This window comes from Pseudomonas sp. AC193 (assembly GCF_979258075.1).
Map to the genome: position 1 here is coordinate 3,901,159 of NZ_OZ409832.1, position 17,354 is coordinate 3,918,512.

General features: G+C 60.9%; 17 protein-coding genes. 6 read left to right on the forward strand and 11 right to left on the reverse strand.

The window, feature by feature from the left end; all coding sequences use genetic code 11:
• Positions 1–120: 120 nt before the first annotated feature.
• From ACZZ0D_RS17605 to ACZZ0D_RS17645, 9 genes are all read right to left on the reverse strand, one after another.
• Entirely contained in the window at positions 121–1,278 is a 1,158-nt protein-coding gene (locus tag ACZZ0D_RS17605) for a phospholipase D-like domain-containing protein (protein ID WP_463553895.1), read from the reverse strand.
• A gap of 1 nt (position 1,279) precedes the next feature.
• Positions 1,280–1,870, reverse strand: coding sequence for a YceI family protein (locus tag ACZZ0D_RS17610; RefSeq protein ID WP_212545252.1), 591 nt, complete (start codon positions 1,868–1,870; stop codon positions 1,280–1,282).
• Positions 1,871–2,129: 259 nt separating this feature from the next.
• Positions 2,130–2,900: an IclR family transcriptional regulator gene (locus tag ACZZ0D_RS17615; protein WP_463553896.1), complete on the reverse strand. Its 771-nt coding sequence runs from the start codon at positions 2,898–2,900 to the stop codon at positions 2,130–2,132.
• Positions 2,901–2,959: 59 nt separating this feature from the next.
• Entirely contained in the window at positions 2,960–4,417 is a 1,458-nt protein-coding gene (locus ACZZ0D_RS17620) for an amidase (RefSeq protein ID WP_463553897.1), read from the reverse strand.
• Positions 4,414–5,724, reverse strand: a complete 1,311-nt coding sequence (locus ACZZ0D_RS17625) for a citrate-proton symporter (protein ID WP_053117911.1) — start codon at positions 5,722–5,724, stop codon at positions 4,414–4,416. The genes ACZZ0D_RS17620 and ACZZ0D_RS17625 overlap by 4 nt, the downstream gene beginning before the upstream one ends.
• 78 nt (positions 5,725–5,802) lie before the next feature.
• Complete coding sequence (locus tag ACZZ0D_RS17630; protein WP_400750314.1) at positions 5,803–6,978, reverse strand: M20 aminoacylase family protein; 1,176 nt, start codon at positions 6,976–6,978, stop codon at positions 5,803–5,805.
• A gap of 273 nt (positions 6,979–7,251) precedes the next feature.
• Positions 7,252–7,548 (reverse strand): amidase, encoded by a 297-nt coding sequence (locus tag ACZZ0D_RS17635; RefSeq protein ID WP_463553898.1) that lies wholly within the window; start codon positions 7,546–7,548, stop codon positions 7,252–7,254.
• A gap of 60 nt (positions 7,549–7,608) precedes the next feature.
• The gene (locus tag ACZZ0D_RS17640) at positions 7,609–8,619 is read right to left on the reverse strand and encodes a serine hydrolase domain-containing protein (protein ID WP_463553899.1); all 1,011 of its coding nucleotides are present in this window, start codon (positions 8,617–8,619) and stop codon (positions 7,609–7,611) included.
• A 168-nt stretch (positions 8,620–8,787) separates the two neighbouring features.
• Complete coding sequence (locus ACZZ0D_RS17645) at positions 8,788–9,666, reverse strand: acyl-CoA dehydrogenase middle domain-containing protein (RefSeq protein ID WP_463553900.1); 879 nt, start codon at positions 9,664–9,666, stop codon at positions 8,788–8,790.
• Between the two features lie 153 nt (positions 9,667–9,819).
• On the opposite strand from ACZZ0D_RS17645, the gene olsB reads away from it, so the two are divergent.
• Positions 9,820–10,575: an L-ornithine N(alpha)-acyltransferase gene (gene olsB / locus ACZZ0D_RS17650; RefSeq protein ID WP_008080112.1), complete on the forward strand. Its 756-nt coding sequence runs from the start codon at positions 9,820–9,822 to the stop codon at positions 10,573–10,575.
• Positions 10,575–11,369 carry a lysophospholipid acyltransferase family protein gene (locus ACZZ0D_RS17655; RefSeq protein WP_463553901.1) on the forward strand — a complete coding sequence of 265 codons (795 nt, stop codon included), beginning with the start codon at positions 10,575–10,577 and terminating at the stop codon, positions 11,367–11,369. The genes olsB and ACZZ0D_RS17655 overlap by 1 nt, the downstream gene beginning before the upstream one ends.
• 223 nt (positions 11,370–11,592) lie before the next feature.
• On the opposite strand, the gene ACZZ0D_RS17660 is transcribed toward ACZZ0D_RS17655, so the two are convergent.
• Positions 11,593–12,177: an acyl carrier protein phosphodiesterase gene (locus tag ACZZ0D_RS17660; protein ID WP_401242578.1), complete on the reverse strand. Its 585-nt coding sequence runs from the start codon at positions 12,175–12,177 to the stop codon at positions 11,593–11,595.
• A 169-nt stretch (positions 12,178–12,346) separates the two neighbouring features.
• Here ACZZ0D_RS17660 and ACZZ0D_RS17665 point away from each other — a divergent pair, with 169 nt between their 5' ends.
• From ACZZ0D_RS17665 to ACZZ0D_RS17675, 3 genes are read left to right on the forward strand one after another with little or no spacing between them, the layout of a single operon-like run.
• Positions 12,347–12,649: an ArsR/SmtB family transcription factor gene (locus tag ACZZ0D_RS17665; protein WP_016771327.1), complete on the forward strand. Its 303-nt coding sequence runs from the start codon at positions 12,347–12,349 to the stop codon at positions 12,647–12,649.
• A 34-nt stretch (positions 12,650–12,683) separates the two neighbouring features.
• Complete coding sequence (locus tag ACZZ0D_RS17670; RefSeq protein WP_463553902.1) at positions 12,684–13,850, forward strand: MFS transporter; 1,167 nt, start codon at positions 12,684–12,686, stop codon at positions 13,848–13,850.
• A gap of 30 nt (positions 13,851–13,880) precedes the next feature.
• Positions 13,881–14,930 carry an alkene reductase gene (locus tag ACZZ0D_RS17675; RefSeq protein ID WP_053117895.1) on the forward strand — a complete coding sequence of 350 codons (1,050 nt, stop codon included), beginning with the start codon at positions 13,881–13,883 and terminating at the stop codon, positions 14,928–14,930.
• A gap of 365 nt (positions 14,931–15,295) precedes the next feature.
• Here ACZZ0D_RS17675 and emhR read toward each other — a convergent pair whose 3' ends face one another.
• Positions 15,296–15,928 (reverse strand): efflux system transcriptional repressor EmhR, encoded by a 633-nt coding sequence (gene emhR, locus ACZZ0D_RS17680; protein WP_159815374.1) that lies wholly within the window; start codon positions 15,926–15,928, stop codon positions 15,296–15,298.
• Between the two features lie 266 nt (positions 15,929–16,194).
• Here emhR and ACZZ0D_RS17685 point away from each other — a divergent pair, with 266 nt between their 5' ends.
• Positions 16,195–17,352 carry an efflux RND transporter periplasmic adaptor subunit gene (locus ACZZ0D_RS17685; protein ID WP_053117889.1) on the forward strand — a complete coding sequence of 386 codons (1,158 nt, stop codon included), beginning with the start codon at positions 16,195–16,197 and terminating at the stop codon, positions 17,350–17,352.
• Positions 17,353–17,354: the final 2 nt, after the last annotated feature.

Below are 17,354 nucleotides of genomic sequence, written 5' to 3' on the forward strand. Positions count from 1 at the left end.
CCCTGTGGGAGGGGGCTTGCTCCCGAAGACGGAGTGTCATTCAGCATATTATTGCCTGACACACCGCTTTCGGGAGCAAGCCCCCTCCACATTGGTTTTAGGGTGTATTCAAAATCGGTTTTATCCGCGGCGGTCGAGGATGTTCACCACCACCCGATCCACCCACCCCCAGATCCGCTGCTTGACCCGCCGCCACAACGGCCGACGCTGCCACTCTTCCAGACTCACCAGCTGACTCAGCCCGAAGTCCTTCACAAAACTCGCCTCTACCGCTGCCGTCAACGACGAGGTCAGCGCCTCCAGATTCGCCTCCAGATTGAAGCGCAGGTTCCAGTGGTCGAAGTTGCACGAACCAATGCTCACCCAATCGTCCACCAGCACCATTTTCAAATGCAGGAAGCACGGCTGATATTCAAAGATCTGCACCCCGGCCTTGAGCAGGCGCGGGTAGTAACGATGCCCGGCGTAACGCACTGACGGGTGATCGGTGCGCGGCCCGGTCAGCAGCAGACGCACGTCGACACCACGCGCGGCAGCCTTGCGCAGGGAGCGGCGGATTTTCCACGTTGGCAGAAAATACGGCGTGGCCATCCACACGCGTTTTTGCCCACTGTTCAGGGCACGGAATAGCGACTGCAGAATGTCGCGATGCTGACGGGCATCGGCATACGCCACGCGGCCCATGCCCTCGCCCTTGTCCGGCACGCGCGGCAACCGTGGCAGACCGAAATGCGCAGCCGGGCGCCAGGCGCGGCGGTAGCGGTTGGCGATCCATTGGCGATCAAACAGCAATTGCCAGTCGATCACCAACGGGCCGCTGATCTCGACCATCACTTCGTGCCATTCGCTGGTGTCGTGCCCCGGCGTCCAGAATTCATCGGTGACGCCAGTGCCGCCGACCACCGCCAGACGCTGATCGACCAGCAGCAACTTGCGGTGATCGCGATAGAAATTACCGACCCAGCGCCGCCAGTTCAGCCGATTGTAGAAACGCAGTTCCACCCCGGCATGGGTCAGGCGCTGGCGCAGATTGAGGGTGAACGCGAGGCTGCCGTAATCGTCGAACAGGCAGCGCACGCGCACCCCACGTTCGGCCGCCAGCACCAGCGCCTGGACGATGGTTTCGGCACAGGCGCCGGCCTCGACCAGGTACAGCTCAAGTTCGATCTGCTCCTGCGCGCCAGCAATCTGCTCGAGCATGCGCGGGAAGAATTGCGGGCCGTCGATCAACAGCTCGAACCGGTTGCCGTCACGCCATGGGAACACCGCGCCGCGCATGTCAGCGCGCCGTGAAAATCAGCACCGCACCCACCGGTACCGACAGACTGATGGCCGACAGGTCGGCGAGTTTGCGCAGGCTTTCGAGGCCCGGCGCCAGATCAAAATCTTCGGCGTTGATCACCAGCGGCTCGAGGGTGACCACTTGAAAGCGTCGATCATCGAGCCGCGTCGCCAGCAATTCGGCGGGGTATTCGTGTTGTTTGCCGTGCAGGTTGACGGTCAGCGGCAGACGCAATTCCAGCTGCGCGCCGGGCGCCAGATCGTTGATCGGGCGCAGGTCAATCTGCGTGGTGATGGTCGCTTCGGGGAATTGCTCGATCTGGAACAGCTCCTTGCGCATACGCTCATCGCGCAGCGGGATGCCGCTGTTGATCGAATCCAGTTCGACTTCGACTTCGGCACGACCGTTGGGGTCGACCTTGCCGTGCAGCACCAGAAAGCGCTGCACTTCAGAAATGTTGGCGTTTTTCGTGCTGACGAACGACAGCCGCGACGACTCGCCGTCCAGATACCAATTGGCCTGCGCCGGCAACGCGACAGCGGCGAGCAGCAGGCTGGACAGGGATGCAATGAGGGAGCGGTTGAACATTGAGGACTCGTGGGGCCGATAAACCTGCACGAACCTTAACTGGCCATGGGGTTATTGCAAACATCAAGATCAAAAGATCGCAGCCTGCGGCAGCTCCTGCCTAAAGCGCAGATCCCCTGTGGGAGCGGGCTTGCTCGCGAAAGCGGTGTGCCAGACTGTGCATGTATTGACTGACACGACGCCTTCGCGAGCAAGCCCGCTCCCACATTTGAAATGCATTCCCCTGTAGGAGCTGCCGCAGGCTGCGATCTTTTGGCTGTCAGGCCAATACCTGCTGCACATCGCCAATCGTCGCCGCCAGACTGTTCAAATGCAGACTCAACACCCGCTCCACCGGCGCCTGATCCATCGGCCAGTGCAGCGCCATGCTGCCCACCAATTTCCCTTCAGCACGAATCGGCAACGCCACCGCGCGAATCAGAAACGGCAGGCGCACCGGGTACTCCCAATAACCTTCCGTGCGCTGGCCAAAGCCCTGTTGCAACGCCTGCTCTGTCGCACTGAACAAACTTTCCGCGCTCAACTGCTCACGCTGGGCCAGCCGCTCGACCTCATCACTGCCCAACTCGCCAAGGCACGCCCGGCCCATCGCTGAGTGAAACAAACTCGCGTGATGCCCGACGATCTGGCAGTTGTTCGGATAACGCTTGCGCAACACCTGCGGAATCGCGCTTTCCATCACCTCAACCCGCTCGCCATCGAAGCACGACAGATCCACCACCAGCCCGGTGCGCTCGCACAACTCCACCAGCATCGGCGCCGCGCTCTCCACCAGATGCCGTTTGAAACGTTGCTGACGATCACCAAACAGACGCTTGGCGCACAGGCGATAACGCCGGTCGCTGAGGCCGCGATAGATCCAGCCCTGCTCCTGCAATGTCGCAAGCATCCGTGACACCGTGGCCTTCGGCAGACTCGTGAGGTAGTGCAATTCCTCCAGCCCCAGCGCCTGATGCTCGCCGAGCAATTCGACGATCGCCAGCGCTCGTTCAACCGAACGCACGCTGCCGGTATCTGTTTTGCTGCCCATGTGTTCGATCTCCCTGCGCACAGATGGATGAACACTTTTTGCAGCAAAATGCGGGCCGCTCAAGCCGATTGCAGGCATGGTGGCGGGCGCCGTTCGACCCAACGGGTCAGTTGTTCATGGGCATACGCCAGTTGCAGAACCGCGCGATCCGCCTGCGCCGGGCCAATGATTTGCAGGCCCATCGGCAGCCCCGCCGGGTTGAAACCGACCGGCACGCTGATGCTCGGCAATCCTGCCAACGTCGGGCCGATGACCACCTCCATCCAGCGGTGATAGGTGTCCATGGTCTGCCCGCCGACCACGCGCGGCCATGGCTGTTGTGCATCAAAAGGGAACACTTGTGCGGTAGGCAACAGCAGGAAATCGTAACGTTCGAACAATTCACTCAGCGCGCGATACCACTCACTGCGGTCGACCGAGGCCTTGTAAACATCGGCAGCGCTCAGACGCAAACCACCCTCGACTTCCCATTGTGCTTCCGGTTTGAGCAACTCGCGTTTGTGCGGATCGGCATACGCGGCACCCAGACTGCCCTGCACCAGAAAGTGCCGATGGGTCAGCCAGGTTTGCCACAAACGCTCCATGGAAAAATCCGCCTGACAGGCTTCGACCTGACAGCCCAGCGCGGTGAAATCTGCCAGCGCCGATTCGCACAAACTGAGCACACCGTCGTCCATCGGCAGATAGCCGTTGTAGTCGCCGAGCCAGCCAATGCGCACGTCGCTGAAGTCCCGTTGCAGGCCTTCGGCAAAGTTGCGCGGCTGATCTTTCAGCGACAGCGGCACGAGAGGGTCGTAACCCGCCTGCGTCGACAGCAATCGTGCGACGTCGGTGACGCTGCGGCCCATCGGCCCTTCAGTGGCCAGTTGCTGGACGAACACTTCCGGGGTCGGCCCGTGCGGCACGCGGCCCTGGGACGGGCGAAAACCGAAGACGTTATTGAACGCCGCCGGGTTGCGCAGCGAGCCCATCATGTCGCTGCCATCGGCCACCGGCAGCAAACGCAGAGCCAACGCCACCGCCGCGCCGCCGCTGCTGCCGCCGGCAATCCGGCTGGCATCGTAGGCATTGGTGGTGGTGCCGAACACGTTGTTGTAGGTCTGCGAGCCGAGGCCGAATTCCGGCACGTTGCTCTTGCCGATGATGATCGCGCCGCACTCGCGCACCCGCGCCACGCTGATCGCATCGTGCTGCGGCACCTGCTCGGCGAACAGCGGCGAACCCATGGTCGTGCGCAGTCCAGCGGTGGCGGCCAGATCCTTGATCGCCTGCGGCATGCCGTGCATCCAGCCCCGGGATTCGCCGCGATCGAGTTGTCGGTCACATTCATCGGCCTCGCGCAAAACCTCCTCCGCCGGACGCAACGACACCAGCGCGTTGACCTGCGGATTGAAACGCTCGATGTGTTGCAGATACGCCTGCATCACTTCACGGCACGAGACTTTGCGGGCATGAATCGCGCGGGACAACGCATCGGCGTCCAGCGCGACAATCGGATCGATGGCTAACGGACTCAAGATTTCACTCCAAGGTTGAGCGCGCTGGGGGCTTTGGCGCGGGGCGCCTCTTGCATGCAATAAATCCCGAGCAAGGTCAGCAGGCAAGCGAACAACACATAAAACGAAGGCGCCACCGGGGTTTCCAGCACCTTGCTCAACCAGGTCACGATCAGCGGCGCGAAACCGCCGAACACCATCACCGAAATGTTGTAGGCAATCGACACGCCGGTGGAGCGCACTTCGATGGGAAATTGCTCGGCCAGCGCCGTCGGTGCCGGGCCGAAGAAGCCGCCAATCGCGCCGCACAGCAGCAGTTGCATCACCAGCAAACGTTCGATTGAAGGCGCTGCCGCGACCCACACGTACAGCGGATAAATCATCACGAAAAACGCCAGGGTGAACGCCATCAACACCGGTCGCCGGCCGACGCGATCCGACAGTGCGCCGGAGAACGGAATCACCACGGTCATCAGCGCCACCGCGAGCATCTGCACCAGCAACACCTGATCCAGCGGCAAGCCGAGGTTGGTGTGGGCGAAGGTCGGCATGTTCACCAGCACCACGTAAAACGCCACCGTCGCACCACTGGCCAGGCCCATCGACACCAGCAGACTGCGGCGATGTTCGCGAACCACTTGCCACAGACCCGGCGCTGCGCCTTTGGCTTTTTTGCGCGCTTCGAGAAACTCTTCCGGCTCTTCCATGTGCTTGCGAATCCACAAGCCGACCGGGCCGATCAACAGGCCGAGCACGAACGGAATCCGCCAGCCCCAACTGTCCAGCGTCTCAGGGGTAAACAGGTGGGTGACCAACGCCACCATCGCCGCGCCGGCAAACACCGCCAGGCATTGCCCGACCAATTGCCACGAACCGTACAAACCTTTGCGATGAGCCGGCGCGCTTTCCACCAGAAACGCCGTGGCGCTAGCGTATTCGCCGCCAGTGGCGAAGCCCTGGAGCATCCGCGCGACCACAATCAGCAACGGCGCGCCCATGCCGATGGCGGCGTAACTTGGCGCGAAAGCGATCATTGCAATGGACACGGTCATCAGACGAATGATCATCTGCATCGCCGCTTTGCGACCTTTGCGGTCGGAATACATGCCGAGCAGGATGCCGCCCACCGGGCGCATGAAGAAGCCGACGCCGAAGGTCGCCAGCGCCATCAGCAGCGAGGCGTAGCTGTCTTCGGAGGGGAAGAATTGCCGGGCGATGATGCTCGCCAGAAAGCCGTAAACAATGAAGTCATACCATTCCAGCGCGTTGCCGATCACGGCGGCGACCACTTGCCGGGTACGCGAAACACCTGTGCCTGAAGCCTGCATGGGAGATTCTCCAAAAGCTGTTGGGTGAGCCCGTGCGCCGGTGCGCTCGGGATTCAGCGGCAGCAGAACGTGAAGAAATCAGGCCGGCTTGAGCCAGCTCTCGGTGAGCGCGCCCCAGTAGGCGGCGCCAGTCAGCAGGATGTCGTCGTTAAAGTCATAGGCGGGGTTGTGCACCATCGGCCGCGACACGCCGTTGCCGATAAACAGATAGGCGCCGGGGCAACGCTGGAGCATCCAGGCGAAGTCTTCGCTGCCCATCAATTTTGGCGTGTTGCCATCGACGGCATCAGCACCGACCAATTCGACTCCAATGCTGCGCGCGAACTCGGTTTCGGCAGCGTGGTTGACCAGCACCGGATAGGCCGGGCGATGTTCGATTGTCGAAGTACAGCCGAAACTCTGCGCCTGGGTTTCGATGATATTGCGCACGCGATTGAGGGTTTGCTCGCGCACATCGGCATTCAGTGCGCGCAGGCTCAGACGCAGAATCGCCTGCTGCGGAATGACGTTGGCCGCCTCCCCCGCTTGCAGTGCACCGACGGTGACCACCGCCGCTTGCTGCGCATCAATGTTGCGGGCGACCACGGTTTGCAGCGCCATCACCACACTCGCCGCAGCGACCAGTGGATCGACAGTCAGGTGCGGCATCGAACCGTGGCCGCCGACGCCTTCGATGACCACGTTGAGCAGATCCTGCGAAGCCATCATCGGCCCTTCGCGAAAGCCCAGATGCCCAGCGGGCAGGCCCGGCATGTTGTGCATGCCGAACAGCGCATCGCAGGGGAAACGCTCAAGCAGGCCATCAGCGAGCATCGCTTCGGCGCCGCCCTGACCTTCTTCGGCGGGTTGGAAAATCAGCGTGAGGGTGCCGTCGAACTGACGCGTCGCCGCCAGATAACGTGCGGCGCCGAGCAACATGGTCGTGTGTCCGTCGTGACCGCAGGCGTGCATGCAGCCCTTGTGCTGGCTGCTGTAGGCGACGCCGGTGTTTTCGATGATCGGCAAGGCGTCCATGTCGGCACGCAAGCCGAGTTTGCGCGAGCTGCTGCCGTTGCGCAGCACACCGACGACGCCGGTTTTGCCGATGCCGGTGTGGACTTCGTAGCCCCAGCTTTCGAGGGATTTGGCGACCAGCGCCGAGGTGCGGCTTTCTTCAAAGCCGAGTTCTGGGTGGGCGTGGATGTCCTGGCGGGTAGCGTGCAGGTCGCTGGCGACGTCGCTGAGCCAGGCCAGAATGTGCTGATGTCGGGTCATGACGGTTCTCCTCGCGCGGGTTTTCCCGGTCTTGTTGTTCGCAATGAATTCACGACACGTTGGAAGGCAGGTCGTGCTCACCGCCAGATAACCGCGAGACGCGCGCGAGGACAATCGAATGTGGTTCCGCAGAGTGGAACCCCGCTTCCGTGATCAACCCAACCCCTTGTAGGAGTGAGCCTGCTCGCGATGGCGGTGTATCAGAAACAATTATGTTGACTGACACACAGCCATCGCGAGCAGGCTCACTCCTACAGGGACGATTCGGTGTGATCAGGGATTCAGGCGGCAGCCCTGGCGTTCGCTTTGCCACTGGGCGCTGTTGCTGCGCCCCATGCCGCTGACGGTGATGGTTTTGCGGGCCGGGTCATCGCTGAACAGGCTGGTCGGTAGCCATTGTTTTACGTAGCCACGGCAATACTCTGCATCGTTGTTCATCACGTACCGGCACGAACAATATTCCTTGGCGGTGTAGGCGCTGATGATGTCCGGGAAGGCCCACAGATTTTCGCGCTCATAGACGATCCAGCCGAGCAACAAAACCAGCAGCAACAGCAAAAAGCGCTTCATGGCCGCACCGCCTGCAGCACGCGTTTGAGCAGCTCGTTATGCCGATAACTGCCATCGCGATCATCGCCATAACGGACGATCAGCAGTTTCTCGCTGGGAATCACATACAGCGCCTGCCCCCAATGGCCGAGGGCAGCGAAGGTATCGGGCGGCGCCTCGGGCCACGGAGACGTTGCGCCATCTACCGCTCGATTGAGCCACCACTGTCCGCCGGGCACGGCTTCGTCCTGATGGGCCTGGTAACCGGCGAACGGTTTCAGGTTGAACCCGAGCCAATCCTTGGGCAGCAACTGCTGGTCCGTCCCAACGCCCGTCGCGGGCCATCAACAGCCCGACTCGCGCCAGATCCCGTGCGGTGAGATAGGCGTAAGACGAAGCGACAAAGGTGCCCGTCGCATCGGTTTCCCACACGGCGTGGTGGATGCCCAAAGGCTCAAACAGCGCTGTCCACGGATAGTCGGGATAACGCTGCGGGCCGACGATGTTTTTCAGTGCGGCGGCGAGCAGATTGCTGTCGCCACTGGAATAACGGAAAGCCTGACCCGGTGGTGCGTAGCTGTCGTGATCCGCTGTAAAAGCCGCCATGTCGCGGTGACCACGGGTGTAGAGCATCGCCACCACCGAGGATTTCAGCGGGGCGTATTCGTAGTCTTCCTGCCAGTCGAGGCCTGAGGCCCAATGCAATAAGTCAGCGATTTTTATCTGCGGGTGTTTAGCCAGCGGCGGGTAAAACTTCGCTGCCGGATCCTCAAGTTTGAACAGGCCTTCGCCGTACGCCACACCGAGGACGGCGGCCATCAGGCTTTTGCTGATTGACCAGGTCAGGTGCGGGGTTTGCGCGTTGGTCGGGCCGGCGTAGCGTTCGTAGATGATCTGCCCGTCGCGGATGATCAGCAGCGCATCGGTGCGGATGCCTTTGCGGCTGGTGTCGTCGCGGGGTGGGAAGGCGTAGTTTTCCAGCGCTTGAGTATTGGTGATGGGCGAGCCGCTCGGCCATTGCTCACCGGGCCATGGTTCGGCCTGAATGGTGAAGCTGATCAGCAGCAGAAGCAGGGTCAGGCCTTTGAACATGGTGAGGGGCTCTGGGGGTGAACCTGCTGAGATTAGTCGGGGTTTATGACAGGGGTGTGGTGATTTTTCGGCCGCCTTCGCGAGCAAGCCCGCTCCCACAGTTTGATTGCATTCCAATTGAAGGAACTCGATCAACTGTGGGAGCGGGCTTGCTCGCGAAAGCGCCAGTCATGCCACCGCCAGCGCCTTTGCCAAACGCTTAGCCCGAGCCCCCGCCGCCAACTGCATCACCCCTTGATCCCGCCGCCACATCTGCGCCCACTCCGAGCCACTCTCCCCCAGCGCGTGATCGACCTCAGGCTTGAGCGCATCAAACTGCGCAAACAGCCCAGCCAACAACACATGCCCGGCCGGATTATTCGGCGGCTGCCGGCTCGCCTCGGCACACCCGGCCAACAGCGCCAGCAAACGCAATAGCAGCGTCTGCGGCCAATCGCTGTCCTGCCCAACGCCATACAGCCACGCGGTCATCGCACTCAGCACATAAACATCTTCCAGCGTGCGAAACGGCTTCACGTAAGCATCCCAACCATCCCCGGCCAACAACTCACACAGCGCACCATCGAGCAACAGCCGACCATGACTGATGTCCGGCATCAACGGCAGCGCCGGCAATTTCTCCACGCTCACGCCGGGCTCGCCGGGGTAGACCACGGCCAGACTCAGGCGCGGACTTTCGCCGGGCTCTTCACTGCGCGCCGCGATCAACAGCCAATCCGCCGCATCGCCGGCGGTGACGAAATCCTTGCGTCCGCTCAGACGCAAATCCGTCAGCCGCGTCTGCATGTCTGGCGGGCGCAGACTGCGCTGTTCGGTCGCACACAAAGCGCCAAGGCTGAGCGGCGCACTCGGCCACAACATGCGCAACGCCGCCTGATAACCGACCAGAAACGCCAGCCCCGGCGTCGCCATTCGCCGCCCACCGGCGACCGCCAATTCGAACGGCGTGACGTTGCCCAACTGCTGCAACAACGTCGCAAAACCCTCGGCAAGGTCAGCAACGGCGGGCATTCGTTCACGGCTTTGCAGCAGATCTGGCCAGGGCATAGGAGGCTCCTTGTGGGCTGTCATATAAGCATCACCGAACGTTCATGGCGATGACACCGGGGCTACATAGCCTGACTTTGCACAACACGGCTGCATAAAGAAAGTCGATCGGCTGCAACCCACGACGGGTTCAAGGCCCGTACGGAGATTCACATGACTCAGATCGCCCGCATCAGCGACACCGGCAATGAACGCCGCCTGCAAGCCGAACGCCTGATCGGCGCCGAGGCCTTGCAGCAAGCCCAGGCCCTGCGATTCAACGTGTTCAGCGGCGAGTTCAACGCCAAGCTGAAAGGCGCGGAACTGGGTCTGGACATGGATGATTATGATGTTCACTGCAGCCACATCGGCGTGCGTGATCTGAACACCGGGCGGTTGGTGGCGACCACGCGTTTGCTCGACCACACCGCCGCCAGCAGCCTCGGCAAGTTCTACAGCGAAGAAGAATTCAGCCTGCACGGCCTCGCGCATCTGCAAGGCCCGATCCTCGAAATCGGCCGCACCTGCGTCGACCCGGCGTACCGCAATGGCGGCACCATCGCCGTGTTGTGGGGCGAGTTGGCCGAGGTGTTGAATCAGGGCGGCTACAGCTATCTGATGGGCTGCGCGAGCATCCCGATGCAGGACGGCGGCGTGCAGGCGCACGCGATCATGCAGCGTCTGCGCGAACGTTATCTGTGCACCGAACACCTGCGCGCCGAGCCGAAAAAACCGCTGCCGACGCTGGATATTCCATCGAACGTGATCGCGGAAATGCCGCCGCTGCTCAAGGCCTACATGCGTCTGGGCGCGAAGATCTGCGGCGAGCCGTGCTGGGACGAAGATTTTCAGGTCGCCGACGTGTTCATCCTGCTCAAGCGCGACGAACTCTGCCCGCGCTACGCCAAGCACTTCAAGGCGGCCGTGTGATGAGCCGGTTGCGGGTGTACGCGCGGATTGCGCGAGTGCTGATCGTGGTGACACTGGGGCTGACCATGGCCGGTGTCTTCGGCGTTTTTGAACGGATTGGTCTGGCGCATTCGATGGAACGTCGCCAGCGTTGGTCGCGCTTTTTCATGGCACGCTTGGGCAATGCCCTGCCCTTTCGCATGACCGTGCACGGCGAGCTGCCGAAGCAGCCGATGTTGTGGGTGAGCAATCATGTGTCATGGACGGATATTCCGTTGCTCGGCATGCTCACGCCGCTGTCGTTTCTGTCCAAGGCCGAAGTGCGCACCTGGCCGGTCGCCGGTTGGCTCGCGGCGAAGGCTGGCAGTCTGTTTATTCGTCGCGGTTCGGGCGATAGCCAGTTGATTCGCAAGCAAATGACCCGTCACCTGCAAACCGCGCATCCGCTGCTGATGTTCCCGGAAGGCACCACCACGGATGGCCGCTCGCTGCGCACCTTTCACGGTCGCTTGCTGTCGGCGGCGATTGATTCCGAGGTGATGCTGCAACCGGTGGCGATTCGTTATCTGCGCGACGGCGAGATCGATACGCTGGCGCCGTTTATTGGCGACGATGATTTGCTCTCGCACTTGATGCGTTTGTTCAGCAATGATTGCGGCGACGTTGAAGTGCACCTGCTTCAGCCGATTGCCTGTCAGGGTCGTGAGCGTGCGGCGCTGGCGTTTGAAGCGCAGCAGGCGGTGCAGAAGGTGTTGTTTGGTGAGGTGGCGAAACCTGCCGAACCGCGTCGCACAGGCGAATTGATCGCCGCCTGAAAAGCAAAAGATCGCAGCCTTCGGCAGCTCCTACACCGATCCCTGTAGGAGCTGCCGAAGGCTGCGATCTTTTGATCTTGCTTAATCCCGCAACCCAGCAAAATCCTGGAGAACTGCCTGAAACACAAATCCCCTGTAGGAGTGGGCCTGCTCGCGATAGCGGTACATCAGGCAACATCAATGTGACTGACCCACCGCTTTCGCGAGCAGGCTCACTCCTACATTAGATATTCGGTGTCTGGGGGTTTTGGGCGAAGTCCTGGAGATGTGGGTAGAACAATCTAAAATCTTCACTCAACGGCTCATACAACCGCCGCAATTCCTGCATCGCCCCCGCCAGTTCCTCGGGCCGGCTCAGCCGCCGCGAGATCCCGCGCAACACCTGTTCCAGCACTTCAAATTCCTGATACGAACCCAACCAGTCATTGGCAACCATGTGCGGCGCAATCTTCGCCAGTCGCTCGGGCAGCTCCCGCTCGTGGGTCAGCACCCGATACACATCAGCCGTAAAAACCTCCAGCGGCTGATCGGCATACAACCGCCAATCCCGCGCCAGACAATGATCAAAAAACACATCAAGCACGATCCCGGCATAACGCCGCCGCGTTTCGGTAAACCGCCCCAAGGCGACATCCACCAAGGGATGGCGATCAGTAAACACGTCAATCCGTCGATGCAGCTGAATCGCCGCTTCCACCTCCGGCGCAAACTGCCCTTGCAACCGCCCTTTGACGAAGTCGCCATAGAGGCTGCCGAGTAATTGCCCGGGGCGCTGGCCACCGAGGTGCAAATGTGCGAGATAGTTCATGGGCGCAGCTTAGCACCGCGCCCTGCAATCGACACCTCACCATATCGTTATAACCCGATATACCGATTTATGCGCTCATCAGACCAAAATCATATTGGTATATCGCGAAGTACCGATTTAAAGTTCGCCTCATCGCGATATAGCGTTGTACACAACCGAGCACCCTGCCATGAACCTTGACCTCGACGAAATAATAAAAGCCCTGGCGCACCCAGTACGGCGAGACATCCTCAACTGGCTGAAAGACCCGAAAGGCGAATTCCCGGAACAGTTGCACAACCACGAGTACGGCATTTGCGCCGGACAGATCGATCAGCGCTGCGGCCTGTCGCAGTCGACCGTTTCTGCCCACCTCGCAACGTTGCAACGCGCCGGGTTGATCAGCAGCCAGAAGGCCGGGCAATGGCACTTTTTCAAACGTAACGAGGACGTGATCCAGGCGTTCCTCAGCACCCTCAGTAAAGAGCTCTGACCCTTAACGTCAGCCAGCCGACAAGGAAACCCGCATGCCCCTCTCGCTACTCATCCTCGCCTTGAGCGCCTTTGCCATCGGCACCACCGAATTCGTCATCATGGGCCTGCTGCCCGATGTCGCGGCTGACCTCGGTGTGTCGATCCCCGGCGCCGGCTGGCTGGTGACTGGTTACGCCTTGGGCGTGGCCATCGGTGCGCCGTTCATGGCACTGGCCACCGCCAAACTGCCGCGCAAGGCGGCACTGGTCGCGTTGATGGGCATCTTTATTGTCGGCAACCTGCTCTGCGCCATCGCCAGTGACTACAACGTGTTGATGTTCGCCCGTGTAGTCACGGCCCTCTGCCACGGCGCTTTCTTCGGTATCGGTTCGGTCGTTGCCGCCAATCTGGTGCAGGCCAACAAACGTGCTTCGGCCGTCGCATTGATGTTCACCGGTCTGACCCTGGCCAACGTGCTTGGCGTTCCACTGGGCACTGCGCTGGGTCAGCAATACGGCTGGCGCTCGACTTTCTGGGCAGTGACCGTGATTGGCGTGATCGCGCTGATCGGCCTGATCCGCTTCCTGCCGGCCAAGCGTGACGAAGAAAAACTCGACATGCGCGCCGAACTCGCCGCCCTCAAAGGTGCCGGTATCTGGCTGTCGCTGAGCATGACCGCGCTGTTCGCCGCGTCCGTCTTCACCGTGTTCACTTACGTCGCGCCGCTGCTTGGCGAAGTCACCGGCGTCTCGCCGCGTGGCGTGACCTGGACGCTGATGTTGATCGGCCTCGGTCTGACTGTCGGCAACATCATCGGCGGCAAACTCGCCGACAAAGGCATGGCCGCCACGTTGATCGGCGTGTTCATCGCCATGGCGGTGATCTCCACCGTGCTGACCTGGACCAGCGTCGCGCTGATTCCGTCTGAAATCACCCTGTTCCTTTGGGCTGTCGCCTGCTTCGCCGCCGTGCCGGCCCTGCAAGTCAACGTGGTGACCTTCGGCAAAGCCGCACCGAACCTGGTGTCGACCCTGAACATCGGCGCTTTCAACGTCGGCAACGCCCTCGGCGCCTGGGTCGGCGGCAGCGTCATCGCCCACGGTTACGGCCTGACCAGCGTGCCGCTCGCCGGCGGTGCCCTCGCGGTACTGGCGCTGTTGGTGACCCTGATTACTTTCCGTCAGAACGGCAATGCCGATCTGGCCCCCGCGACTCACTGATTAACTTTCACTTTTACGAGGGTTGTAGACATGGCAACTATTTTTGATCCCATCAAACTCGGCGACGTCGAACTGGCCAACCGCATCATCATGGCCCCGCTGACCCGCTGCCGCGCCGATGAAGGCCGCGTACCGAACGCGCTGATGGCTGAATATTATGTACAGCGCGCTTCCGCCGGCCTGATCCTCAGCGAAGCCACTTCGGTAACGCCAATGGGCGTGGGCTATCCGGACACCCCGGGCATCTGGTCCAACGACCAAGTGCGCGGCTGGTCCAATGTGACCAAAGCCATTCACGGCGCTGGCGGCAAGATCTTCCTGCAACTGTGGCACGTCGGCCGCGTCTCCCACCCGTCGTACCTCAACGGTGAAGCGCCGGTTGCACCGAGCGCCATCCAGCCAAAAGGTCACGTCAGCCTGGTTCGTCCAATGGCCGACTACCCGACTCCGCGCGCACTGGAAACCGCTGAAATCGCCGACATCGTCGACGCCTACCGCACCGGTGCCGAGAACGCCAAAGCCGCCGGTTTTGACGGCGTGGAAATCCACGGCGCCAACGGTTACCTGCTCGACCAGTTCCTGCAAAGCAGCACCAACCAGCGCACCGATAACTACGGCGGCTCCCTGGAAAACCGTGCGCGCCTGTTGCTGGAAGTGACTGACGCAGCGATCGAAGTCTGGGGTGCCGGCCGTGTCGGTGTGCACCTGGCACCGCGCGCCGACTCCCACGACATGGGCGACGACAACCTGGCCGAAACCTTCACCTACGTCGCGCGTGAGCTGGGCAAGCGCGGTATCGCGTTCATCTGCTCCCGTGAGAAAGAAGGCGCCGACAGCCTCGGCCCGCAACTGAAAGAAGCTTTCGGTGGCCCGTACATCGCCAACGAACGCTTCACCAAGGACAGCGCCAACGCGTGGCTGGCGAGTGGCAAGGCTGATGCTGTGGCGTTTGGCGTGCCGTTTATTGCCAACCCGGATCTGCCAGCGCGTTTGCAGGCTGATGCGCCGTTGAATGAAGCGCGTCCGGAGTTGTTCTACGCTAAGGGGCCGGTTGGTTACATCGACTATCCGACGCTGTAAGGCATCACCCAGAAACGCAAAAGCCCCCGACTTGTGAGAGTCGGGGGCTTTTTTTGTGTTCACTTGGAACGCGATTGCGAGGCTGAGTATGTAGCTCCTCACCTCAGCGCTTTCCCGAGGGAGAGGGAGCCGATCGAGGATGTTCGAAACCTGAGTTCGGCGGGATATTTCACGTCGGCGTATCTCGAAAGACCCCGCCGATCAGTCCCTCTACCTCTGGGAGAGGGCAAGCGGCCACACACGTTTCACACAGAAGAAACAAATTCCCTACAAAATGCTCAGTTCGCACCGTATAAACTGCGCCCCGGCAAACGTAAGTAAAAGCAGGCCAATTGACATAAGCTGTGCCAATTACGCATTTTGTTTCATTTGCGCAGGCTAGGGCTCAGGCGCAGCATATCCAACCCTGTATCGACCCAACGCTCGGCCTCGGCATGCAGCTCAAAGCTGTCCGGTGCCAGAAGCCATCCGTACAGGAGGCCGTCAATATAGGCATGAATGCTGATGGCCGCGCGGGCAGTGTCGAGATCCTCCGGCAACTGGCCGCGATTTACCGCATTACGCAGGGTCAGCCCGATGCGATCATTGCATTCGAGGCTGGCCGACCGGCGCTGCTGGCGCAAATCGCACATTTCATCGGTGAATTCGCACTTATGAAACAGAATTTCGTTGATACGCCGGGTTTTCGGATCCAGTGCAATTTGATGAAACAAATGAATCAACAGCTTGCGCATGCAGCCCAGCGGATCGAGTTCGTCCTCGCTCTCGCTGGCCTTGGCCAGCTCATCCAGCGTTTCGTGCAGGGTGTCGAGCATGGCCTGAAGCAGGTCGGCTTTATTGCTGAAATGCCAATAAATAGCGCCACGCGTGACGCCGGCAAGGGTCGCGATGTCCGCCAGCGTCGTACGAGCGACGCCCCTTTCATAAAAGGCTTTCTCCGCCGCTTCCAGAATCTGGTTGCGGGTTTCCTGAGCTTCCTCTTTGGTACGACGGACCATGGCAGTAAAACCTCAAACAGGATGTTTCAGGGATGGCTGAATATCCGCTGAATAAAGAGGGGGTGATCTCTCGCGGATCGGCTCCCCGGCCTACAATTTCTTACCTTGCGACGACTTTTGTAACAGGGTGGGTACGACGCCAAGGTGTTTACAAACAACCATGAACGTAAGTATATTCCTTAGCAAGCTACTTATCCACCCGGTACCCTTTTTTTACCCTTCCACACTTCTTGTGCGCTTTTTGCGCGCCTGACCCGAGGATTTTCATGCAATTCAAGCCAGCTGTTACCGCTCTGGTCACTGCCGTCGCCCTGGCATCGCTGCTCAGCGGATGTAAAAAGGAAGAAGCGGCACCGGCCGCTCCGCCCCCTCAGGTCGGCGTCGTTACCCTGCAACCACAAGCCTTTACCCTCACTTCGGAACTGCCGGGCCGCACCAGCGCGTTCCGCGTTGCCGAAGTTCGACCACAGGTCAACGGCATCATTCTCAAGCGTCTGTTCAAGGAAGGTGGCGACGTCAAAGCCGGCCAGCAGCTGTATCAGATCGATCCAGCCGTGTACGAAGCGACCCTGAAAAGCGCCGAAGCCAACCTGCGTTCGACCAAGTCGATCTCCGATCGCTACAAGCAACTGGTCGATGAACAAGCCGTCAGCCGTCAGGAATACGACACCGCCGTGTCCAACCGCATGGAATCGGAAGCGTCGTTGCAGAGCGCGCAGATCAACGTGCGTTACACCAAGGTGTACGCGCCGATCTCCGGCCGTATCGGTCGCTCTTCGGTCACCGAAGGTGCGCTGGTCAACAATGGCCAGACCGATGCGATGGCAACGATCCAGCAGCTGGACCCGATTTACGTCGACGTGACCCAGTCTTCGGTTGAATTGCTGGAACTGCGCCGCGAGCTGGAAAGCGGTCGCCTGCAAAAATCCGGCGAGAACTCGGCAGCGGTCAAGCTGACCCTGGAAGACGGCAGCCAGTACAAGCTCGACGGTAAGCTGGAATTCTCCGAAGTGTCGGTCGACCCGACTACCGGTTCCGTGACCCTGCGCGCCGTGTTCCCGAACCCGGATCACACCCTGCTGCCGGGCATGTTCGTCCGCGCTCAATTGCAGGCTGGTGTTAATGCCGCAGCAATTCTGGCACCGCAACAAGGCGTGACTCGCGACCTCAAAGGCACCCCGACCGCACTGGTCGTTGGCGCCGACAACAAGGTCGAGCTGCGTCAGCTCAAGGCCAGCCGCACCGTCGGCAGCCAGTGGCTGATCGAGGACGGCCTGAAAGCCGGCGATCGTCTGATCACCGAAGGCCTGCAATACGTTCGTCCGGGCGTGCAAGTCAACCCGACCGAAGCCACCAACGTAGCGAAAAAGAACCCGGCCCCCGCTCAGCCTGCTGACAAAGCCGCTGGCGGCAAAGGGGAGTAACT

What these genes read in the sequence shown, in the direction of transcription:
- ACZZ0D_RS17605 (WP_463553895.1), bottom strand. Translation starts at nt 1,278, where the DNA reads ATGCGCGGCGCGGTGTTCCCATGGCGTGACGGCAACCGGTTCGAGCTG.
- ACZZ0D_RS17610 (WP_212545252.1), bottom strand. Translation starts at nt 1,870, where the DNA reads ATGTTCAACCGCTCCCTCATTGCATCCCTGTCCAGCCTGCTGCTCGCC.
- ACZZ0D_RS17615 (WP_463553896.1), bottom strand. Translation starts at nt 2,900, where the DNA reads ATGGGCAGCAAAACAGATACCGGCAGCGTGCGTTCGGTTGAACGAGCG.
- ACZZ0D_RS17625 (WP_053117911.1), bottom strand. Translation starts at nt 5,724, where the DNA reads ATGCAGGCTTCAGGCACAGGTGTTTCGCGTACCCGGCAAGTGGTCGCC.
- ACZZ0D_RS17630 (WP_400750314.1), bottom strand. Translation starts at nt 6,978, where the DNA reads ATGACCCGACATCAGCACATTCTGGCCTGGCTCAGCGACGTCGCCAGC.
- ACZZ0D_RS17635 (WP_463553898.1), bottom strand. Translation starts at nt 7,548, where the DNA reads ATGAAGCGCTTTTTGCTGTTGCTGCTGGTTTTGTTGCTCGGCTGGATC.
- ACZZ0D_RS17640 (WP_463553899.1), bottom strand. Translation starts at nt 8,619, where the DNA reads ATGTTCAAAGGCCTGACCCTGCTTCTGCTGCTGATCAGCTTCACCATT.
- ACZZ0D_RS17645 (WP_463553900.1), bottom strand. Translation starts at nt 9,666, where the DNA reads ATGCCCTGGCCAGATCTGCTGCAAAGCCGTGAACGAATGCCCGCCGTT.
- olsB (WP_008080112.1), top strand. Translation starts at nt 9,820, where the DNA reads ATGACTCAGATCGCCCGCATCAGCGACACCGGCAATGAACGCCGCCTG.
- ACZZ0D_RS17655 (WP_463553901.1), top strand. Translation starts at nt 10,575, where the DNA reads ATGAGCCGGTTGCGGGTGTACGCGCGGATTGCGCGAGTGCTGATCGTG.
- ACZZ0D_RS17660 (WP_401242578.1), bottom strand. Translation starts at nt 12,177, where the DNA reads ATGAACTATCTCGCACATTTGCACCTCGGTGGCCAGCGCCCCGGGCAA.
- ACZZ0D_RS17665 (WP_016771327.1), top strand. Translation starts at nt 12,347, where the DNA reads ATGAACCTTGACCTCGACGAAATAATAAAAGCCCTGGCGCACCCAGTA.
- ACZZ0D_RS17670 (WP_463553902.1), top strand. Translation starts at nt 12,684, where the DNA reads ATGCCCCTCTCGCTACTCATCCTCGCCTTGAGCGCCTTTGCCATCGGC.
- ACZZ0D_RS17675 (WP_053117895.1), top strand. Translation starts at nt 13,881, where the DNA reads ATGGCAACTATTTTTGATCCCATCAAACTCGGCGACGTCGAACTGGCC.
- emhR (WP_159815374.1), bottom strand. Translation starts at nt 15,928, where the DNA reads ATGGTCCGTCGTACCAAAGAGGAAGCTCAGGAAACCCGCAACCAGATT.
- ACZZ0D_RS17685 (WP_053117889.1), top strand. Translation starts at nt 16,195, where the DNA reads ATGCAATTCAAGCCAGCTGTTACCGCTCTGGTCACTGCCGTCGCCCTG.